The sequence below is a fragment of the Paenibacillus donghaensis genome, assembly GCF_002192415.1.
GTDB lineage: Bacteria > Bacillota > Bacilli > Paenibacillales > Paenibacillaceae > Paenibacillus_AQ > Paenibacillus_AQ donghaensis.
Genome location: NZ_CP021780.1, coordinates 646,949 through 667,731 on the forward strand (window position 1 = coordinate 646,949; position 20,783 = coordinate 667,731).

The following is a 20,783-nucleotide window of genomic DNA, read 5'->3' on the forward strand; positions in this document are numbered from 1 at the left end:
TACAAATTTCTGAACGCAGAGACTATAGAACACAAAAGGTGCCTTTAACCCGCATGGTTAAAGGCTTTATGCTCGAACTTCCCATAGCGTAGAAAAGGGTCTACGAAGACCATTTCAGGACTTAAAATCCTGCGGTAGGTAACTACAATACGGGTTCGACCCCCGTCCTCGACATCAGAACGTTTTAACCCGTTGCATCAACGTTAAATGAGCGTCAGGTATACGCTAATCCTGTGTACTTGCGCGAATACGGTTAGCTGACGCACAGAACTCGATCGCCTGCCGTTCATTACAAATGGAAGATTGTTTGGCCAGAATTACGAAGATTAGCGCTTACAATTCGTGGAAAAAGGTGTTGACACGGTTCGGCTCCATACCATTCCATTGCAAAAAGCATCGATCCAGTGGATCGATGCTTTTTGCATGTGGAGAGCGGTCGATTCTGCAACCAGCGTGAAGGTACTCTCTGCGTGAGGAGCACGTTTATTTCAATTATTCATGTATGATTTACGAAATAACTTGGCCGCGGATTTCTCCATTTGGATTTTGTATGGTGTGTACATTGACATAAGCATTGCCTCTTTCAAATTCACGGACTAGATCGCGGATCGTCTTCCCATTTAGAGGGCCGACTAAATCATTGCGAGTCAGAGTCCCACGAATAACTCCTCGTCTTACGGAAATTCCAAATTTCGACGGGCCGAATAGAAAGGCGACTACAGGACCGTTTTCACCTCTTCGCCCAAGATGAATATGGGCTTGTGTTACTCGGTTTATATTTCGGATGACAATTCTAAATACTAATTTATCACCAGCACGGTTAAGCTGAAAAAAAGCATTTCCTGTAGAGATTGTCCTTACAGGAGGGACTTCGTTTCTTCCTTTCAAGAAAGCCCTAAACGCTTTGATATTCCTCACCCCTTTTCGTTGATACGGTATTATATTCCGTGTGGAAGGAGGGGATTGTTCATCCGTCTAGGGTTGATGGATTTTTTGTGAATGAATAGGGGGATACTCGGGTGACATCAACGTAGGCAGCCCGTCTGATGTACTGCGAATTATGAGGTCCCCCTTTTTTTCCATATGTTGCTCGTCCGAGACTGTCATACCACACTGCGCGACAAGGAGACTTAGAATAACAAATGAAGGCTGCCACCAGTAACCCGCGCTTAACTTTCAGACTCTTGCGGACTCAGCAGCCCCTATTTGCTGTAAAAAGGCTGTTTTGCAGGATTAACGGACTCAGGAGCCCCTATTCAAGCGAAAATCCACTATTTAGGGCCTATTTTGCCGACATAGCGGCTATGCGGTCCGCTAGACTCCAAACCATGGCAGCAATGAGGAAATAGGAGCTATAGGGTCCGTTAGGACGTGGGTTATCTGAAGTTCGGGTGGGGGAGGGTTTGGGTTAAGGTAGCGTGATCCCACAACCTTCTCGAGTAACCTTCTATATCCTCGCAGGGTCCTAAGTAGTAACCGATTACTAAACTAAAGGCTGAGGACTGTCTTATCCGCACGATATGCGGTAAGATAGTCCCTTTTTACTCATTTTAATCCCATAAAAAGGTATAAATAGAACATCTTAATTTTACAGGAATAAATTCCGATAATGAAAGAGTCCTGTACATCAAAACTCGCACCTACAAAATCAAAAAGGGACATAAAAACCGAGTTTGGAACAAAGGCAAATCCGTACGAAAGTCGGAGACGCAAAGCCACGGGTCTACTTCATCCAAGGGAGGATGTTAAGACAGCCGGGCCACTCAAGGCACTTGGTTATTTGGCGTGCCTACAAATAGCGCTGGGGGAGAGAAGTGAATGAGGTTTAGAAGGGATATGAAGTTGTCGCGGTCGGTTGTGGCCGCAGTGGTGGCGGTGTGTATGCTTGCGGGGCTGTTCATCAGTAGTCTTAGCATGAAGGAGGTTTCGGCAGCCGGGACAGATCCGGGCAGAACGGACTATAGCATATCCGGAGACCGGATTGTATGGCTGGAAGCAGGTGCGAACGGTGTGAAACAGGTGTACGCGCTGAATCAGAGCAGTGGTGCAGGTACTGTGCTTACGACGAGTTCATCCGCCAAGGATGCGCCTTATATGAGCGGAAACGTTGCAGTGTGGGCGGATAAGGGAACGGAGCAGGAATCCTCCTTGAACTGGGACATCTATAGTTCCGATCTGGAGACAGGCACCCGCAGGAAGCTTAATCAGCAGTCCGGACAATATGGCAATCCAACTACGGATGGAGTTGGCGTGGTCTGGTATGAGCGCAAGCATTACGGCAGCATGATCTATCATGATCTGGCAACGGGCGTTGAAGCTGATCTCGGCGAAGGTCGATTCCCGGTGCTGGCCGGTGGAAATGTGGTGTATAAGAATGCCCGTGACGGAGGCCTCGGTCTGCTGAATTTGAGCAGCGGAGTTACGCGTGCGATTGTTAGCCTGGGCGGAGCTAGCTATGTGGACTGGTTTGTTTTTAACGGGAGCTATGTGCTGTTCAAGCAAAAAAACGGCGCCTCCGAGAGCAAATATGTGCTTATGAATATCAAGGATCTGACTGCTCAGCCTGTGGATCTCACTGAGATGAAGCCTGGAGGAACAGAGTATGCCTTCATGTCCATAGGTGAGGGGCAAGCGGTGTTTCAAGAGGAAGTGGACGGTGCTGTCACGCTGCAGCAAGTAAACCTCTCTACATATGCAGTAAAACCGCTGCCAGGATTAGAGCCGGGAGCAAAGCTGATCGGAATAAGCGGGGATAAGCTGCTCTATAGCAACAAGGATGACTACATAGAATCGATTGACTTGAAAGAAGGATCAACCAATCCAAGTCCGGAAACGACTCCATCCCCAGGCACAAACCCAGATCCTGGAACAAACCCAGATCCTGGCACAAGCCCAAATCCAGGTACAAGCCCAAATCCGGGAACAAACCCAAATCCAGGTACAGCCCCGAACACGGGTTTAATCCCGGAAGTGAAGATCCCTGTGGTAACCGGAGCCAAGGATAGTCAGGTAATCGGAAGTGCTGGAGGTACCTTGTCCGTACTGAATGGCTGGGCGCGGCTGGAGATTTCAGCAGGAACATTCCCGGACAACACCAGCGTAAGCTTGGCTCAGGCTGAGCTGGAGACAGAGGTACTGCTCGACTCAAGTGGCCACAAACTGCTGAAGGCAGGTTCCGCCTGGCAGGTACAAGCAAGTGCTCCATTCCTAATTCCGGCCAAGCTGGCGGTAGGGTATCCGAAGGAAGAACCTTGGACGGCAGAGCGTGAGAAGCTTGGAATCTACAGCTACAATCCGGCAAAAGGCATCTGGAGCTATATTGGCGGAGTGACTGCGGCGGAAGACGGCTTCGTAGAGGCCAGGATTGCAGCTTCTGGACTGTATGCGATAATGCTGCGCGAAGCTAAATTCACAGATATGTCAGGCCACTGGGCACAGCAAGCCGTAGAGGTGCTGGCGGCAAGAGGAATTGTGAATGGGATGAACGGCACCCTATATGCGCCAAAAGGCATCCTGACCCGGGCTGAATTCACCAAGCTGCTGGCAGCAGCTCTTCAATTGCAGCCGCTGCAGCCAGATACGCCGACCTTCCGTGATGTTTCAGCTGCGAACTGGTCCTATGCTTATGTGGAAGCGGCAGCGTCGGCAGGAATCGTAACCGGAGAAGCAGGACTGTTTCACGGCAATGATCCGCTGACCCGCGAACAGATGATGGTCATGCTGATCAGAGCGATTGACAGCACTGTGACTAATCCGACTACTGTTGCGGATTCGGCCAAGTCTCGGGCTGGACTCTCCGGATTCAAGGACAGCGCCAGCATCAGCAAATGGGCACGGGATTCCGTAGCTGCGGCGGTTGAGAAGAAGCTGGTGCAGGGTGACGGACAGCTTCTGAAGCCTAAAGATTCATCAACGAGAGCCGAAGCGGCAGTCATTATGTACAAGCTGCTGGCTGAGCTGAAATTACTCTAACTTATAACAGATAGGAGAACAATCTATGAAATTCCGAGCGTTAAAAAGGAAGCGGCGCAGCGGTGGCATGAAGGCGTATTTTAACCTCATGCTTGCGCTGCTGCTGGTCATAACTTACATTCCGGTCCTTCCGGGACTAGACAAGTGGACATCGTCAGCCTATGCGGCAACCAACATGCGGATTGAGCCGAGTGAGCTTAACCCGGAATCGGGAAATACGGTTAAAATCATCTTCAGTTTCAACGCGGCTGACGATGGCCAGGAGAATCATAAGACGAATATTAGCCTATGTATTCCGCAGCAGGACGGCTCTGCCCCGCTCCTCGGGGATCTGATTACGAGCGGTGTGTATCCAACGAAGCTGAACGGTAATTACATCGTTCATGAATATGATTGGGACGGGAAAATCGGCGGCGTACCGCTGGATGAAGGGCGCTATAATATCTGCATCTCTCCTGCTGAGTATAACGGTGTTGGCGTGTACTACGGGCAGATTGCCAGCTTCGAAATTCTTGGCGGCGACGAGATTTCTCCTCCGGCAGCATTGCAGATCAAACCTGCTGCCTCTGGACAATCGGTGGTTTCAGGGACTGCGGAACCAGGGACTCTACTAGAAGTAGAACTCTACTATCCATCCAGCGGAGAAGAACGGCTGTACTCCAATATTGCAGTCAACAGCGCTGGACAATGGAGCGAACCGATCGGGATTACGCTGGGTGAAACTACGCATATCACGGCGAGGGCGAAGAAGGACGGCAAGCTCTCAGGATATTCAGAGCCGCTTGCGGTGCTGCGTGCGCCTATGCCTGCTTTTGCACTCAGCTGGAAAGCTCTGGCGGCCTATTATTATAAGCTGGATACGGTTCAGGGCATGGAAGAGAAGGCTCAGGACATTGCCGTATTGAACCAGTCTGCGACCTGGGCGGGAACAATCAGCGGCTTGACCAGCATTCTGCTGACCCATCCGCAGACCAGCCGGGCTATCGCCAGCGGGGATCTGCCGCAGTTTACGGAAGCGGCTATCCAGGACCGGCTGCGGATCGTGAACCCGTCTGGACAGGCGCCGGTTGATCCGGCCCGGGGAGATTTTGTCTACTCCAGCGATTCGATTCGTCTGCAAGCGTTGATGCCGCTACAATTCGGCCTGAACTATTTAAGTCGTGACCCGTTTACAGGTGTAAGTGGACTTGGATGGCATCACAGCTATGAATGGAAGCTGACTGCGGTAGAAGACGGCAAGGTAGAAGTGATGAGCCCGGATGGCTCACGCTTTGAGTATATGCCTTTGGCGGGAGGACAGTATCTGGCACCGCGCGGCACCGACTGGACGCTGAGTGCCCCATCAGCAGGAGCATATACGCTCACATCGCCTCAAGGCGATCTATACCGGTTCAATGCAGAAGGGCTGCTGCAATCCATCATGGATTTGAATGGGAATAAGATTACTTTTGCATATCAGGGTACGAAGCTGGAAGCGGTCAGTACAGCCGGGGCTTCTCTGAGCTTAAGCTATGACGGAGCAGGGAAGCTGATTGCTGTAAGTGATCCAACCAGCCGCCAAATGTCATTTCATTATGATACGGCAAGCGGTGACCTGACTTCGATTACTGATGTGGATGGAGCCACAACCAAGCTTACCTATGATAACAGCCATCATGTGCTCAGTGTAACGGATGCCAAAGGGACCGCGGCGATGAGTGTAACTTATGATGACAATCAGCGTGTAACCGGCTTTACCGACTTCTACGGGCAGTCTAGTTCTTCCAGCTATGAAGGGCGCGTGGCTCCAGTGGTTAGGGGAGAACAGCCTGAAGGCGGCGAGACAGGGATAGATCCCGCGAACGGACGGGACATTCCGGACTCGGATGAAGTGATTGTATCCGGTACGATGCATAATCTTGCCCATGCACCTGCATACCGGCAGGTTGAAGGGCTGAAGCCGCTCATAGCCGACTATTTGGCGGGCAGCATCGGAGCCATCGAGAACAAACGGGATGCCTTCATTGCTTCTGCGGTTGCCGCTCCAGGCGGGATTGCTGCCGTCCAAAGCTCAATTGCGGCCAGCAGCGCATCCCCTGCAGTTGTCAGTTCGGGCCAATTAAATGTTGAAGAAAGCGTAACGTTCGGGTCGCCGATTAAGCCTGTAGTCCTCATCGTGGACGGGATGAATACGAACCGGGATATTACGGTGCGCGTATACGGTACGCTGATTCTGAAGCAGGGACTTAACGCTAATACCAAGCTTGCACTGGATGTGCAGAAGGTTCAAGGGTTGTACGGCAATCTGTGGTCCGGCGGAACGATTCATCTCAACAATGATTCATCCGTAACTGTGGGGGATACGCTGCAAACGGGCAGTCTGACCTACAACAGCGGCGGGCTAACCATTGATGCCCAGCGGGTTCTAATTGCCGGAGACTTGTCCATCAACACACGGGTAGAAATGAACATTGCCCAGGAGATGGTCGTTGGCGGGATGGTGTCCAATAACCAGACGGCGAATTTGACCGTGAACGGCGGTGACCTGTTCGTTCGCGACAACGTTAGTGTCAACAATAATCTGAAGGTACAGACGGGCGGTCTGTTCGTCCTTGGCGGAGATATGACGCCTAACCAGACTCCTGTTGTTCATACGGGAGTAGGAACAGGCAAGACCATTTTGACCTATTCGGAGAGCGGTGCAGGTAGTGCAGGTTCCGGGAATGCGAAAGTGGTGAGTGCTGCCGGATTAGCCTCCTCTATCGCTACTACTGCGAATAAGACAACATGGACCAATGCGCTGCAGCAAGATACTGCTTATGTCTGGAACAAGAATTTTCAAGTCGTTCAGCGGCAAGCGGCAAATGGTTCCATCGTAAAATACAGCTATGACAGCAGCGACCGGGTAACCGCCATTACAGACGCTAACGGTAATAAAGGGAAATTGGCATATGACGAGCGCGGGAATGTTACGCAGATGACGGATGAGAATGGTTATTCCACACTCACACGTTATAATGCCTTGAACCGCCCGGTTGAGGAGATAGATGCCCTTGGCAATCGTTCCACCTACGAATATGATACAGTGGGCAATCTTGTCAAAAGTACCGATGCACTCGGCAGCACTGTCACCATTGCAAGAGACAACGCAGGGATTCCGGTCTCCGTAACCGACGCCGAAGGGCATACAACAGCATATACCAATGATGCTGACGGGTTCGCACAGAAAATCAAGGACCCAAGCGGATATACCACCGTGATTGAGCGTGATACCCTGCACCGTACCACCCATGTGGCGGATGCCGAAGGCAAGCTGCAAGGTATCGAATATGACAAGAAGGATCGTGCGGTTGCCGTAACCAATGCGCTGGGCCAGACGAGCAGCGTCACCTACGATACCAATGGCAATCCGGTGAAGCATACGGACGAAGCGGGAACAAAAACAGTCAGTAATTATGAGGTGTACCGTCTGAGCGGTACTGAGGACGCACTTCAGAACAGCACCACCCAAACTTATGATGCGCTTGGCCGCGTCATAGAAGCGAAGGATGAAGCGGGAGCAGTTACTGCTTACAGCTACGACAATGTCGGACAACTGAAGGAAGTTACCGATGCTGAAGGCAAGGCAAGCAGGTATACCTATGACGATAACGGAAATATGCTCAGCCAGAAAGATGCGAAGGGTAATATCACCTCCTACACTTACAGTAAACGCAATGAACTGTTGAGTGTAACCGATCCACTCGGAGTCAAGACGCTTTACCGTTACGATGCGGCTGGCAATACGATCAAAGAGACGGATGCGCTGGGCAATAGCACTTATTATGACTACGATGCGCTCGGACAGCTGGTGAAGGTAACAGATGCACTTGATGCGGTAACTGAATACCAGTACGACAAGAACGGTAACCAGGTCGCCGTCATCGACGCTAATCATTCCATCTGGAAGACCAAATACGACAGCAGGGGTCTGGATAAGGGAACAATCAATCCGCTGAATGAGGAAACTGCGGTAACCCGCAATGCACGTGGGCTAATGACTGAATTCACGGATGCAGCAGGCCAGAAGACTTCTTATGAATACGATGATTTGGGACGGAGTACACGGGTCCGCAATGCCCTAGGCTATGAGACCTCCTATATCTATGACGCCCAAGGCAATGTAGAGAAGATCGTGGATGCGAATCATCACGAAACAGATTTCACCTATGATCCGCTGGGCCGGTTAACGGACGTGAAGAATGCGGAGGACAGCACCACCCATTACTCCTATGACGCCTCCGGTAACTTGCTGGACAAAACCAATGCCCTGGGCGCAGTGACTTCCTACCATTATGATGCACTTAACCGGGTGATTGAATCGGTGAATCCGCTGCAGGAGAAGACCACTAGGGTCTATGATGAGAACGGCAATCTGCAGAAGGTCACCGAACCGGATAATAATACAACTGTGTATGCCTATAACAAAGGCGATCAAGTGGTGCAAATTAAGTACGGTAGCGTTCTTTCGGTAAATTATAAATATGACCTCGCGGGACGCCGTGAGATGATGACGGACAGCACGGGGGACACAAGATATACCTATGACGCGCTGAACCGGCCAACCTCTGTCATTGATCCGGGCGGCAATAATGTGCGTTATGAATGGACCGCAACCGGACAGCGCAGCAGAGTAATCTACCCGGATAACACTGTGGTGAGCTATGACTACGACAAGCTAAACCGGATTAAGCAGGTGACGGATGCGCAGAACCAGACGACCAGCTATCAATATGATGCGGGCGGCCGGTTGACCGATAAGCTGCTGCCGAACACCGGCCACAGCACATACACCTATGACGGGGTTGGACAACTGCTGGAGATGAAGCATCAGGCACCGGGCGGCGGGCTTCTGGAGCAACTGACCTATGTCTACGATCCGGCAGGGAACAAAATACGCACAGAGCGCCTGGAAGGCGGCAGCGATGAGGATCATCCGACCGGTGTACAGCGTCCGGCAGACATCTCGGATTATGCTTACGATGCACTGGACCAGCTGGTTCAAGTGCAGAAGCAGAACGGCTCCAAGGTCGTCTACTCCTACGACACTGTAGGTAATCGTCTGAGCAAAGAGATGACAGAGGCCGGAATTAACACCTCGGAGAGTTATACCTACGATGCGGCCAACAAGCTGACCCATTTCGAAAAAGGCAGCGACTACAAAGATTATGCCTACGATAAGCGCGGCAATCTGCTGGAAGTGAGCGGGATCGATAGCCAAGCGGCGCTGAGCCTGTTCACGGCAAAGGCCAACGTTCAGAAAATTACCGTACCGGAAAGTGTATATTCGGATACGGCTGCAAGCGGACTGGAATCAGGCGTAACGGAAGAGGTCTACGGAGCAGATGAAGTGCTTAACCCCGAAGCACTGCTGAAGGCTGCGCTGGCTGCAGGCCCGCAGGTGCTGGAGAGCAACCGCTGGGATGCATCGAATCGCCTGATCGGGAACACCAACGCATCCGGCGACATCACCACGTACAAGTATGACGGTGACGGCAACCGGGTCAATATGCGGACAACCATCGGTGATGGTGCCATTCAGGATGCGTACCTGTCCGGGAATCCTGCCGGCAAGCGGGATGGCTGGGAGCCGCAGTACAAGAAGCGGCAACTGGATCTTTATTTTACCAATGACATTACCATGAGCATTCCGCAGCCATTGACCGCAACCGGAGCCACCGGACAGAACTGGAAGCAGTCCTATGTATACGGAGCTGGTGAAGAGCGGATCAGCATGAGCTATTCGGTAAGCGGGGATGAGAGCAACGATTGGGAGCCGACTGCCGGAGCCAGCGGAGCGGGTACGGCGGCGGGTGCGCCGAAGACACTCTATTATCTCAGTGATGCGCAGGGCAGCGTCATTGGGCTGGAAGGCCAGGACGGCAGTATGTCCGCACGGTACCACTACGATGAATTCGGTGTCAGCGAGAATCCAGAGAAATTCGACCTGAACTGGTCCGGCCCGGACAACTTGTTCGGCTACACGAGCCTGGGCTATGATTACTACAGCGGCTACTCCCATGCGCAAGCGCGGGATTTTGACTCCAGTATTGGACGGTTTATCAATGAGGATACGTATGAGGGGCAGATTGATAATCCGCTGACGTTGAATTTGTATACGTATGTGGAGAATAATCCGCTGATTTATTCTGACCCGAGTGGACATAAAGTTTGGCTGATTCATGGAACATTTTCAAATGGAGATACATGGACACCAGATTTTGTGAAGTATGTGGAAGGTCTGTTTAATGAATCAAGTGATAAGTTAAATTGGACAGGAAAGAATAATAGTGGTGCTCGTTCTGATGCGTCAGAAGAGATGTTGAACCAAGTCTACGAATGGCATAAGGAAAATCCTAATGAGCCCATTAGACTAGTGAGTCATAGTCATGGAGGGAACGTAGCAATCCTGTTGACTAATTTGTTAGCTAAAAAAGGAATGGAAGTAGAAACCTTGATTACTATTGCAACTCCTGTGAGGGAATATAAACTCGAAACAAAGGTGGGGCAACATATTCAGATGTATAATAATCGAGATAGTGTTCAAGGAGATTTTGGAGGGAAATGGTTGGTGTTTTTCCCAACTACAAGAAAATTTAAAGGCGCAGAAAACGTGCGAGCTAAGGATGCTGAGAAGAAAGGAACTAAAATCCAAGCTCATTCAGCAATGCACAGCAACGTAGATATTTGGAAAAAGTATATTGAGCCAATATTAAAGAAATCGGCTAATGATTGATAAGTAACTAAGGGGGAAGAGTATGCAATTATGGTTACGAATTTTATTGTTAGTAATAGTAGTACTTAGTGTTTCATCTTTTGTTTGGTTTCTTCTAGGTTCAACAGCATATTTTCAACGAGGGATGGATATTATAGGAACTACTAATTTATGGGGTGGAGGTATTCCGGTTCTATTGTTCGCTGTATTATTTACTGTGTTACTTATAAAAGGATGGGCTCCAACGAGTGGGCTAGATTATGTTGGAATCTGCATTGTGATAGTGTTAGCCACAGCACTTTCTGCCGGACTGATTAAAAGTGTTAGTACCAACGGTTGGGCGGATGAAAAGATAAAAAGTGACTCGATACAGATTACGGATGACAAAAAGTATGAATATCGAATAGAATTAATTAATTTATTCCAAAGAAACAGTCATGCAAGACTCTATCTAAAAGATGTTGGTACAGAAGTTGAAACCTACATTCCGATGGAGATTCAGACGCGCAAGATTGTGGTACTTAGGGAGAGTCAAGTTAATCATTGGGTAGAACTCGAGGCAATAGATAATGCATCTCATTATATTCTGTATACGACAAAAGATCTTGGCATCCCTGAGGAAAAATTCAAGATCGACATTACAGCAGGAACATCAAGTAGAGTGAATTAAAGCAAAATTATTCTAACCACAGGTGAATCCTTCTGCTTGTGGTTCTTTTCTTTTCGCACCACCGCGGTGGCAGAATAGCCCCACCCAGTGCCGAATGAGCTGAATCGGTTCTTATAACTAGACCAAAATGTCGTATTCCCACGATAACTATTTCCCCAAATTAAGTGTGCGCACAAGAAAAACTCTAATATTATCCCCATTTATCAAAAGCCAAATGATCAGCCTATGCACACGGGTATCGTTTTACCATCAGAAAGAGATAATGAACTTGCCGAGTTTGTGCCTTATAAAAGTTATCTGTTTATTGAGTTTGGTGATCAACTCGTAAAAATTGAAGCAATTGAGTAGTATTCTAAAATTTCAATTGCATTAACCCCAACCTTTATTGTAAGGGTAGTGGTGAAAGATGTTATTATCGATCCTAAAGCAAGAAATATACGTTCTGGTACTTATGATGCACTATTAAATAAGATGGGGGAATAAGATGCACACTCATTTTTGGAGGATTACAAAGTATAACCCAGCTAACCGTATTAATGGTGTTTATGAAAAAAAAGAATGGACTTCAATAAGCGATACTGGAAATTTATATCCAACTGGAGAGTTTTTGATTGAGCATTATCTTCAAACTGAATTATTATATATAGAGGCTATAATATCTATATTAAAGGAGAATAATACAAACTTACTTCAAGTTAGAGACCTTGAAAAACATGATTTAAATTTATTAGACGAAAAATTTCATTACATTTATTCTGACGAAACAAAAAGCCTTTATAGTAATGTAAAGAATAATGACTATATCTCTGGGGATGAATTAAAGTTATTATGTAAATTAATTCTAAGAGAAAAGCTTTGGTGTAAACTTCAAAGTGAGAATATGTTTGTGCACTTTGGTTTTGATTATTACATGTACATTGGAAGTAGGATGGAATGTAGTAGTTCTTTAGAATTTATAAGTAACTCAGGCCTATTTGTTGAATGTTACGAATCACCTTATTTAGAATAAGTATAGTATTTACTTTAAGCCACATAAGAGTGAAATATCTGCACGTGGCTTTTTATAGTTTTAGTATTAGCCTCAACAAGAGTGGATTTTACTTTCATGAATTAGTTGGTTTTCCATTTCTTGCTCAAATTCCTTTATTCAAAAGGGTGAAATAAAATAGAAAACGTTAAAAAATTACTTTGAAACTCAAATTGATTAATTACTGGAGTACCCAATCAAAAATGATGAAAGGTGATAATAGTGAACACTTTAAATCTCATGCTCCCATACAATTTTTTTGTTTTAAATTTGGTTAATATAACGTGGAGTGACATCTTGTTTGCAATTAAACAACGCTTTCTGACTTATGAAGCTGCAATTGAACATGCTATACATGTGATTAATAGAGAGGAACTACCCTCTAATGATGTCATAGAGTTGGCTTGTTTAGATAAAGAAGAAGATATTGATTTATATCTAGATAAGCTGTCGAGCTCAATCTCTGAAAAAGACTACAGTATGGCAAAAGAAAAAAATTTATATCTAATATTGAAGTGGGTGTTTGAAAATAAAAATAATTATTCAGATCCGCTTGAAGTGGTTGAATGTATTTATGCGGATTTTGACTACCCGGAGGAAATTTCTCGGTTTGTACGATATATGCCAACAAATCAGCCTATGCTTTATTCGTTAGAATTAAATATAGAACGATTATATAAGAATTGGAATGACTATTTGGAGAAACAAAAAAAGAGATATTCTGTTTCGGATTAAAAGGTAATAATACAATCAAATAGAAGCAGCAAGGTAGCGATTTTTCTATTATTGGAAGATCGCTATTTTGGCTATTGTGCAGGTTCGACAAAGAACTCATGAACGATAGCGGGCACGGCGGTGAAGATACTCTTTTATCTCAGTGATGCGCAGGCAGCGTCGAAGATCAGGAATATATAAATACAAAGATTGCTGAGAGTTAGATATCCCTATACTAAGTTTAGAAGAGGCAAAGGATATTAAAAAAAATACATCAAAAAGTATAGTATTCAGATCGCTAAGTACTTATTATGTTGGTAACTTAGCGGCTGGAAGAGGAATTCTTTCCAAACACACCTCCCCACACCGAGAATGGTCTTTACTAGAACAATGGCGTGCTGAATTAACAAGGCCGTTAGCCATAATTACTGCCATGGGAAATCTCCACGTAAAATTAAATGATTTGAAAGGTGGAATGCGTGTGATAATACCCAAGCTTAAAGGTATTGATTTTGTTGGAAACCCAGAAAAACAGACTAATTTTAATGTGAGAGCAACAGCTTACATTTCAGAAGAAAATGATAAGGGTGCAGACTGCTTTCATTTTCAAGTGATTTCATTAGAATTTCTAGCGAGATTTTTAAGTGAAAATAATGTTTTTGATGGAAGGGCGACATTCAATGTTAGTGAATTTGACCTAGATTTGTTGGAGCTAGAAATAAATAAGATTTTAAAGGATTGTATCCGCCCTACTTGGGATGAAGTGGCAAAGGCTATTAACCGATATTTGAGATGGGAATATGATAACATTCAATACTTTTCGAGTGAGGAGGTACAAAGAAGGGTAGACCTATCACAGAAGAGGCTGCAATCTCCAAACTGATGTCAAACAGGAACCGATGGAACTTACACTCTACAAACAAACGTTATGATTTTGTACTGAAAGGACGATCCCTACCCTTTTGCAGCCTTCATTACTGGGGAAGTCGTATACCTCAAACTTGTTTTATTTTTATACATAGATGCCCGTACTCATTTTTCCCGTACATGCACTTCTGGGCATTTACCCACATACAATAAAAGGACCATGAACCCGTAGTTCAAACTACAGGTCGGTTTCATTGTACATGTGCGGGAGGTGTCGCCAAGTTGCCAGGAATTATAAGCACGGTAGCGCTGCTGATCAAAGAACTGACACTGCTGGTATCCTACGTAAGGAACAACGCTTTTCCCCAGCCGCTCTCGGAGCAGGATGAAAGCAAATACTTAGGGATGCTGATTGAACATAACCTCAGGTTGGTGGCCCATATCGTCAAGACGTTATAAACAAACTCCAACGTAAAATTGTTATTTTTTCGGAACGGGTGTTGCTTAAAAAGGCGGGTAAACAGAAGCAGTTTGTGATCCTCAAAGAACAGTGAGTTAAATATTTTAGGCATAAAGGTTTTGGATTGGACAAGCTTACTCCTCGAATAGAGGCTTTTCTTTGGAACACAAAAAATCATACCCTGGTAGGATACGGTTTGTTATAATGAGGTTTGTACAACGGCATAAGGGCGGTCGGCTAATCTCCCGGAAGGGAGGTGATGCCCGTGGAGGTATACCAAGCGTTGACGCTAATGATTTCATTTGCGACACTGATTGTGTTGATCCTTTCATTCCACAAAAAGAAATAGACCGCCCCGACGAAGGATAACGGTCTATCTCTGGCCCATTCCGTAAGCTGCCGCTCTTAATGCGGATTGTACACGGGAGTCGTGTTGACGCACGGCTCCTTCTATATTCTTATCTTATCATAACAAGCAATATACCTCAAACTCTGTATTACTTAATTTATATTATACCGCAAGAAAATAAACATCGAAATATGGCTCAAAACCAAAATCAGCGGTTGCCCCCTAGTGAATGATGCCCGCTACGGGTTCGGAGGGTTCTTACGATCGCTGTTAAAGCCCGATTTCCTGATTGTTACCTGATTATAGGTGAAATCGGTCTTTAAAGGCGAACACTACCGTTTCTCCAGAATCCCTCCGACCCTCCGCTCTGTTCACTCGTATAGTCAACCCCTGATTTTTAGATTGAGCCCGAAATATATCATCTTTTTTTATTTTATGCAGGATTATTTCTTAACGGAGTGATGATTTGATGCATCTATGAAACATGGAATATACGCTTGGTAACTCTTATGCGCGTATAAATAACATTGAAACGGCTATGTCTTCATCCGGTAGAATCATTGAGGGTGCCGTAATGGTCCCGCTTAGGTTTGTCGGAGAGGCTTTCGGAGCAAAGGTAACTTGGAACGCAACGGCAAGATCGATCACGATATCTTCCACCGCCCCTCTGCTTACTTCTATTTCTCCTGAGCCTACTGGGAATTCTGCTTCCAATCTGATGAATAACGGTTTTGCCGTTAAGCAGGGAAAGTGGATTTATGGACTTGAAAATGAACATTCAGGTTATCCAACCGGAGGGAATGGCGGTCATCTGTATAAAGTGAACGAGGATGGCGGAGAGATTACCACGCTGATTCCGGCTCAAGCGCGAATGTTGAATGTTCAAGGGGATTGGATTTTTTATATTGCTATTGATGGTATTTACAAAATACGCACAGATGGCAGCGAAGTGACTCAGCTTACCGACTCATCTTCCTCACGAGCATAAAGCTGTCTGCCAAGGGTATGCAATAACTATGAACGTACTGTTAGAACTAGCCAATGTGGAAAGTTATTATATAACAGGATTGACCAATGGAGGCGGTCATGCATGGAATATCATTGTCCTAAATGGTGTCTATTATCACTTGGATGCGACATGGGATGACCCTGCCCCGGATAATCCGTGACATGTCAGATATGATTATTTTCTGATATCGGATGATAAGATGGCTCTGGATCATGAATTTGATAAGAAGGAATCAAAGAATTTTTGGAGAGAAACAAGATTTTAGAAGAAGTTACTATTGATTTTGAATAACTCGTACCTATTTCCTGCGTACATGCACTTCTGGGCATTTACCCACATACAATAAAAGGACCATGAACCCGTAGTTCAAACTACAGATCGGTTTCATTGTACATGTGCGGGAGGTGTCGCCAAGTTGCCAGGAATTATAAGCACGGTAGCGCTGCTGATCAAAGAACTGACACTGCTGGTATCCTACGTAAGGAACAACGCTTTTCCCCAGCCGCTCTCGGAGCAGGATGAAAGCAAATACTTAGGGATGATGGCCGAGGGAGATGCGAAGGCACGGAACCTGCTGATTGAGCATAACCTCAGGCTGGTGGCCCATATCGTGAAAAAATTCGATAACACCGGAGAGGATATGGAGGATTTAATCTCCATCGGCACCATAGGCCTGATCAAGGCGATTGAGAGCTATCGTCCGAATAAGGGCACGAAGCTTGCCACTTTTGCTGCCCGTTGTATCGAAAATGAAATTCTGATGCATCTTCGTTCCCTTAAAAAAACACGCAAGGATGTATCCCTGCATGATCCAATTGGGACAGACAAGGAAGGTAACGAAATTACACTTATAGATATTCTTGGCTCTGAAGCCGACGATGTCATCAAAGAAGTCGACCTCAAAATTGAGAAGAGTAAGATTTACCGCAACCTGGATATTTTGGATGATCGGGAAAAGGAAGTCGTGGTGGGTCGTTTTGGGCTGGATACCGGCGGAGAAGAGCGAACGCAACGTGAAATAGCCAAGGAATTGGGCATCAGTCGCAGTTATGTATCGAGAATTGAGAAACGGGCGCTGATGAAGCTGTATCATGAGTTTTATAAAGCAAAGCGGTAACTCAGAGACAGAGTATAGAAGCTTCCGTTAGAACATATTGCACTCAGAAGGCGGCGAATCTTCGGAGAAGTCGCCTTTTTATGTGCGCCCAGCATGGGCGCTATCTATAGGGTGAAAGTCCCGAATGGTGAAGGCAGTAGTAGCCATTAGCTTAAGACAAGGGTGTCCAACGTGAGGTGGAATCTGAAGGAAGTCGGCGGCAAACCTCCGGTTCGAGGAACACGAATCTCATATCAGGCTAACGTTCATTGGATGAGACTGCATAACAAGTTAAAGTCCTTACTGCCGAAGATGAACGGAAGTAAATGAGGCGAATAGATGGAGGGAAAGATAGCGTTCTTACCTGGGGAGATCTGTGCGAAACACGAAGACAACTTTGTAACCCTGTTCGTGAGGACAGGCTGAACGCACAGAAGTCAGCAGACGTCATAGTACGCAAGCTGTTGCAATAGCTGCGGAAGGACCGAACATGAAATAGGTATTTGTACATCCAGGCGTTCAAGATGAGTAATGAAAGCAGAATATCCGAAAGGAACTGACTGAAGAAGGAAGCGGTGAATTCCGTGTGGGGCTTCGGCAGGGCAGAATTCATCTCTGGCACAAGAGGAAAGTACAAATCACGTAAAGAGAGGTATATAAAAAAATGTTGGAGCAGTTACTGTCACGGGAAAATCTTCTACAAGCGTTAAAGCGTGTGGAAGCCAATAAAGGAAGCCATGGCGTAGATGGGATGTCCGTAAAATCCTTACGAGAACACATCGTACACAACTGGCAATCCTTACGGCAAGCGATAGAAGAAGGAACCTACCAACCTAGCCCCGTGCGTCGGGTCGAAATCCCGAAACCGAATGGCGGAGGTGTCAGGAAGTTAGGAATTCCTACCGTGACCGACCGAATGCTACAGCAAGCCATCGCCCAGGTGTTAACCCCATTGTTCGATCCACAGTTTTCCGAGCACAGTTATGGATTTCGCCCCAAAAGGCGGGGACATGATGCCGTAAGGGAAGCAAGAGGATTCATGAAAGAAGGATACCGATTTGTAGTCGACCTGGACTTGGAGAAATTCTTTGATCGCGTCAACCATGACCGTCTAATGCTGAAGATTTCGGAGAAAGTGAAGGACAAGAAAGTCCTTTTACTTATTCGTAAATACCTTCAATCGGGCGTGATGGAGAACGGGTTAGTTCAACCGACACTAGAAGGAGCACCGCAAGGGGGTCCTTTGAGTCCGTTATTATCTAACATTGTACTGGACGAGTTGGACAAGGAATTAGAGAAACGTGGACACCACTTCGTCCGCTATGCGGATGACTGTAATATCTACGTGAAAACGCCAAGAGCAGGCGAACGAGTCAAGACATCCGTCACCCGATTCATCGAGACAAGGCTAAAACTCAAGGTGAACCAAGGAAAGAGTGCAGTAGACCGACCCTGGAAACGGAAATTTCTTGGGTTTAGTTTTAGTGTGGACAAAGAGCCGAAGGTGAGAATAGCGAAGCAGTCCTTACAGAAAGCGAAGGTCAGAATTCGAGAGATCACGTCTCGAAAGAAACCGATGAAGATGGAAGAGCGAATCAAGGAACTAAACCAATACCTAATGGGATGGTGCGGGTACTTCTCGCTAGCGGATACACCAAGTGTTCTTCAAGACATGGATAAATGGGTACGAAGAAGGCTACGAATGTGCCTTTGGAAGCAATGGAAGAACCCGAGAACCAAAGTCAAAAGGCTACTATCCTTAGGCATGCCTAAGAATAAAGCCTATGAATGGGGAAATACCCGAAAAGGGTATTGGCGAATAGCAGGAAGTCCAATTTTGTCACGAGCATTGAATAACCAATACTGGGAATCCAATGGACTCAAGAGCTTATTGGACAGATACAACTCACTACGGAATATTTCATGAACCGCCGTATACCGAACGGTACGTACGGTGGTGGTGTGCTGTGAAAGTTGCGTCAGAGATGAGGAAGGCCCCTCGACGGGGATCGAGTCAGGCGAACCCGTCAAACAACCCTAAGCTGCTGCAATTAAGAGTTGTGGTAGTGAGCGTCTAGGGAAAAGGTTGCCACAAGCAATCATGTGGGATATGCAAAGATGAACGAAAGTGAACTGCCGATGAAGTATCGATAACGTAAAGCTTTGTCAAAACCTGTTGTTCACCACTAGACAGGGATAAGAGCAGAAGTAGACCTGAAGGCTGACTGCTCGGCAAACGGTATTAAGGCAGCATGAGTGCATATCAGGCTCTGATGTGAAACACAGGAACCTGCATCACGATAGTAAGTGAAAAGACACAAGTCACAGAAAGACGAGGTCGAAATAGCAAAGCGTGATGCAGGGGCGGAGGTACCCGTAATAGTAATGAAGTTGCTGTAATGGCAATGGAGCGAAGGGGTACCATCATTCAGCTCGAAGCAGAGAACAACTGTTGTAACAGGAGGATTCGATGAAAGAGGGCAAGCCATTTGACATTTCAAAGCAAGTTGTTATGACAGCATTTAAGAGAGTCAAAGCGAATAAGGGAAGCGCAGGGATTGACGGTCTGGACATAAAGGATTTTGAAAAAGACCTCAAAGGAAACTTGTATAAGATCTGGAACAGAATGAGTTCCGGAAGTTATTTCCCTCCACCGGTTAAATTGGTCGAGATTCCAAAGAAATCAGGTGGAACAAGAGGACTCGGCATTCCGACAGTCGGGGATAGAGTGGCCCAAATGGTAGTTAAAATGTATATAGAGCCGCGAGTAGAGGCTATATTCCATACAGACTCTTATGGATACCGTCCAAACAAGTCAGCTATCGATGCAATAGGTCAAGCGAGGAAAAGGTGCTGGAGAAATGATTATGTCTTAGAATTTGACATCAAAGGTCTATTTGACAATATCGATCATGAATTATTAATGCGTGCAGTGCGAAAGCACATAAGCGAATCATGGATACTGATGTATATCGAAAGATGGCTCAACGCACCGTTCATAAATTCAGAAGGTCAATGGATTGAACGCAAAAGCGGAACCCCTCAGGGTGGTGTCATCAGTCCTGTACTTGCGAATCTGTTTATGCATTACGCTTTTGACTTGTGGATGAAACGAACAAATCCAAATGCACCGTTTGAAAGATATGCAGATGATGCCATTATCCACTGCAGAACGCAAGCAGAAGCAGAAGAGATTCTGGAAAAACTCAAGAAACGACTAGAGGAATGCAAGCTTGAATTGCATCCAACGAAAACCAAGATTGTATACTGCAAGGATAAGGACAGAGTGAAGGAGTTTCCAGTCACCGATTTTGAGTTTTTGGGATATACCTTTCGGAGGGTGTTCATAAAAGACAGACTAGGGAGGTTGCAGTTCAACTTCCTACCATCGGTGAGTGTGAAATCAGCCAAAGCATTCAGAGACAAGATAAAAGCGATGCGAATTCATAGCTATACCGGTAGTAAAATTGAAATGATCGCTGAAATGCTATCTCCGATGGTCAGAGGTTGGCTTAACTACTTCACGAAATTCAATCCATCAGCAGTAAAGTATACCATTGACTGTCTAAATCGCAGATTGGTCAAATGGGCAATGTGTAAATACAAGAGGTTCAGGGGACATCGCAGTCGAGCGGAAAAATGGCTGAAAGAACTTGCAAAAAGAGAGCCCAATATGTTTCCACATTGGGCTCTCGGAATGAAACCATAACTGGCTGAATGATAAGAGCCGTATGAATCGAGAGGTTCACGTACGGTTCTGTGAGAGCCTGAAGGTGAAACTCCTTTGGGCTACTCGACTGAGAGGTCGGGGGCTAGCCGCCCCCTCCTACTCGATTATTAGAAAAAGCCGAGAGGAAGAGTGTTGGGGATAATGACATACAAAGAG

13 protein-coding genes, 1 pseudogene and 1 riboswitch are annotated in these 20,783 nt (G+C 46.4%); of the genes and pseudogenes, 13 read left to right on the top strand and 1 reads right to left on the bottom strand.

Annotation, left to right across the window (positions count from 1 at the left end):
- Positions 1-507 precede the first annotated feature (507 nt).
- Positions 508-909 (bottom strand): CHRD domain-containing protein, encoded by a 402-nt coding sequence (locus B9T62_RS02580; RefSeq protein WP_087920101.1) that lies wholly within the window; start codon positions 907-909, stop codon positions 508-510.
- A 764-nt stretch (positions 910-1,673) separates the two neighbouring features.
- Positions 1,674-1,767: riboswitch (cyclic di-GMP riboswitch) on the top strand.
- Between the two features lie 51 nt (positions 1,768-1,818).
- On the opposite strand from B9T62_RS02580, the gene B9T62_RS02590 reads away from it, so the two are divergent.
- From B9T62_RS02590 to ltrA (B9T62_RS02645), 13 genes and pseudogenes are all read left to right on the top strand, one after another.
- Entirely contained in the window at positions 1,819-3,972 is a 2,154-nt protein-coding gene (locus B9T62_RS02590; protein WP_157685414.1) for an S-layer homology domain-containing protein, read from the top strand.
- A gap of 25 nt (positions 3,973-3,997) precedes the next feature.
- A complete protein-coding gene (locus tag B9T62_RS02595; RefSeq protein ID WP_245864319.1) occupies positions 3,998-10,726 on the top strand; it encodes a DUF6531 domain-containing protein in 6,729 nt (2,242 codons plus the stop codon).
- 22 nt (positions 10,727-10,748) lie between these two features.
- Positions 10,749-11,375, top strand: coding sequence for a copper transporter family protein (locus B9T62_RS02600; protein WP_087913837.1), 627 nt, complete (start codon positions 10,749-10,751; stop codon positions 11,373-11,375).
- 484 nt (positions 11,376-11,859) lie between these two features.
- Entirely contained in the window at positions 11,860-12,384 is a 525-nt protein-coding gene (locus B9T62_RS02605; RefSeq protein WP_087913838.1) for a hypothetical protein, read from the top strand.
- Between the two features lie 258 nt (positions 12,385-12,642).
- Complete coding sequence (locus B9T62_RS02610; protein WP_281257751.1) at positions 12,643-13,137, top strand: DUF2247 family protein; 495 nt, start codon at positions 12,643-12,645, stop codon at positions 13,135-13,137.
- A gap of 460 nt (positions 13,138-13,597) precedes the next feature.
- Positions 13,598-13,999, top strand: coding sequence for an Imm8 family immunity protein (locus B9T62_RS02615; RefSeq protein WP_087913840.1), 402 nt, complete (start codon positions 13,598-13,600; stop codon positions 13,997-13,999).
- Positions 14,000-14,265: 266 nt separating this feature from the next.
- Positions 14,266-14,433: pseudogene (locus B9T62_RS02620) on the top strand (RNA polymerase subunit sigma-70); the annotation flags it as partial.
- A gap of 269 nt (positions 14,434-14,702) precedes the next feature.
- Entirely contained in the window at positions 14,703-14,792 is a 90-nt protein-coding gene (locus tag B9T62_RS41640; protein WP_353953971.1) for a putative holin-like toxin, read from the top strand.
- 484 nt (positions 14,793-15,276) lie between these two features.
- On the top strand, positions 15,277-15,780 hold the full coding sequence (locus B9T62_RS38615) for a DUF5050 domain-containing protein (protein WP_157685415.1): 504 nt from the start codon (positions 15,277-15,279) through the stop codon (positions 15,778-15,780).
- 28 nt (positions 15,781-15,808) lie between these two features.
- Complete coding sequence (locus B9T62_RS38620; RefSeq protein WP_157685416.1) at positions 15,809-15,961, top strand: hypothetical protein; 153 nt, start codon at positions 15,809-15,811, stop codon at positions 15,959-15,961.
- A gap of 255 nt (positions 15,962-16,216) precedes the next feature.
- On the top strand, positions 16,217-16,918 hold the full coding sequence (gene sigK, locus B9T62_RS02630; RefSeq protein WP_087913841.1) for an RNA polymerase sporulation sigma factor SigK: 702 nt from the start codon (positions 16,217-16,219) through the stop codon (positions 16,916-16,918).
- A gap of 643 nt (positions 16,919-17,561) precedes the next feature.
- Positions 17,562-18,824 carry a group II intron reverse transcriptase/maturase gene (ltrA, locus tag B9T62_RS02640; protein WP_087913531.1) on the top strand — a complete coding sequence of 421 codons (1,263 nt, stop codon included), beginning with the start codon at positions 17,562-17,564 and terminating at the stop codon, positions 18,822-18,824.
- A 543-nt stretch (positions 18,825-19,367) separates the two neighbouring features.
- The gene (gene ltrA / locus B9T62_RS02645; RefSeq protein WP_087913485.1) at positions 19,368-20,606 is read left to right on the top strand and encodes a group II intron reverse transcriptase/maturase; all 1,239 of its coding nucleotides are present in this window, start codon (positions 19,368-19,370) and stop codon (positions 20,604-20,606) included.
- Positions 20,607-20,783: the final 177 nt, after the last annotated feature.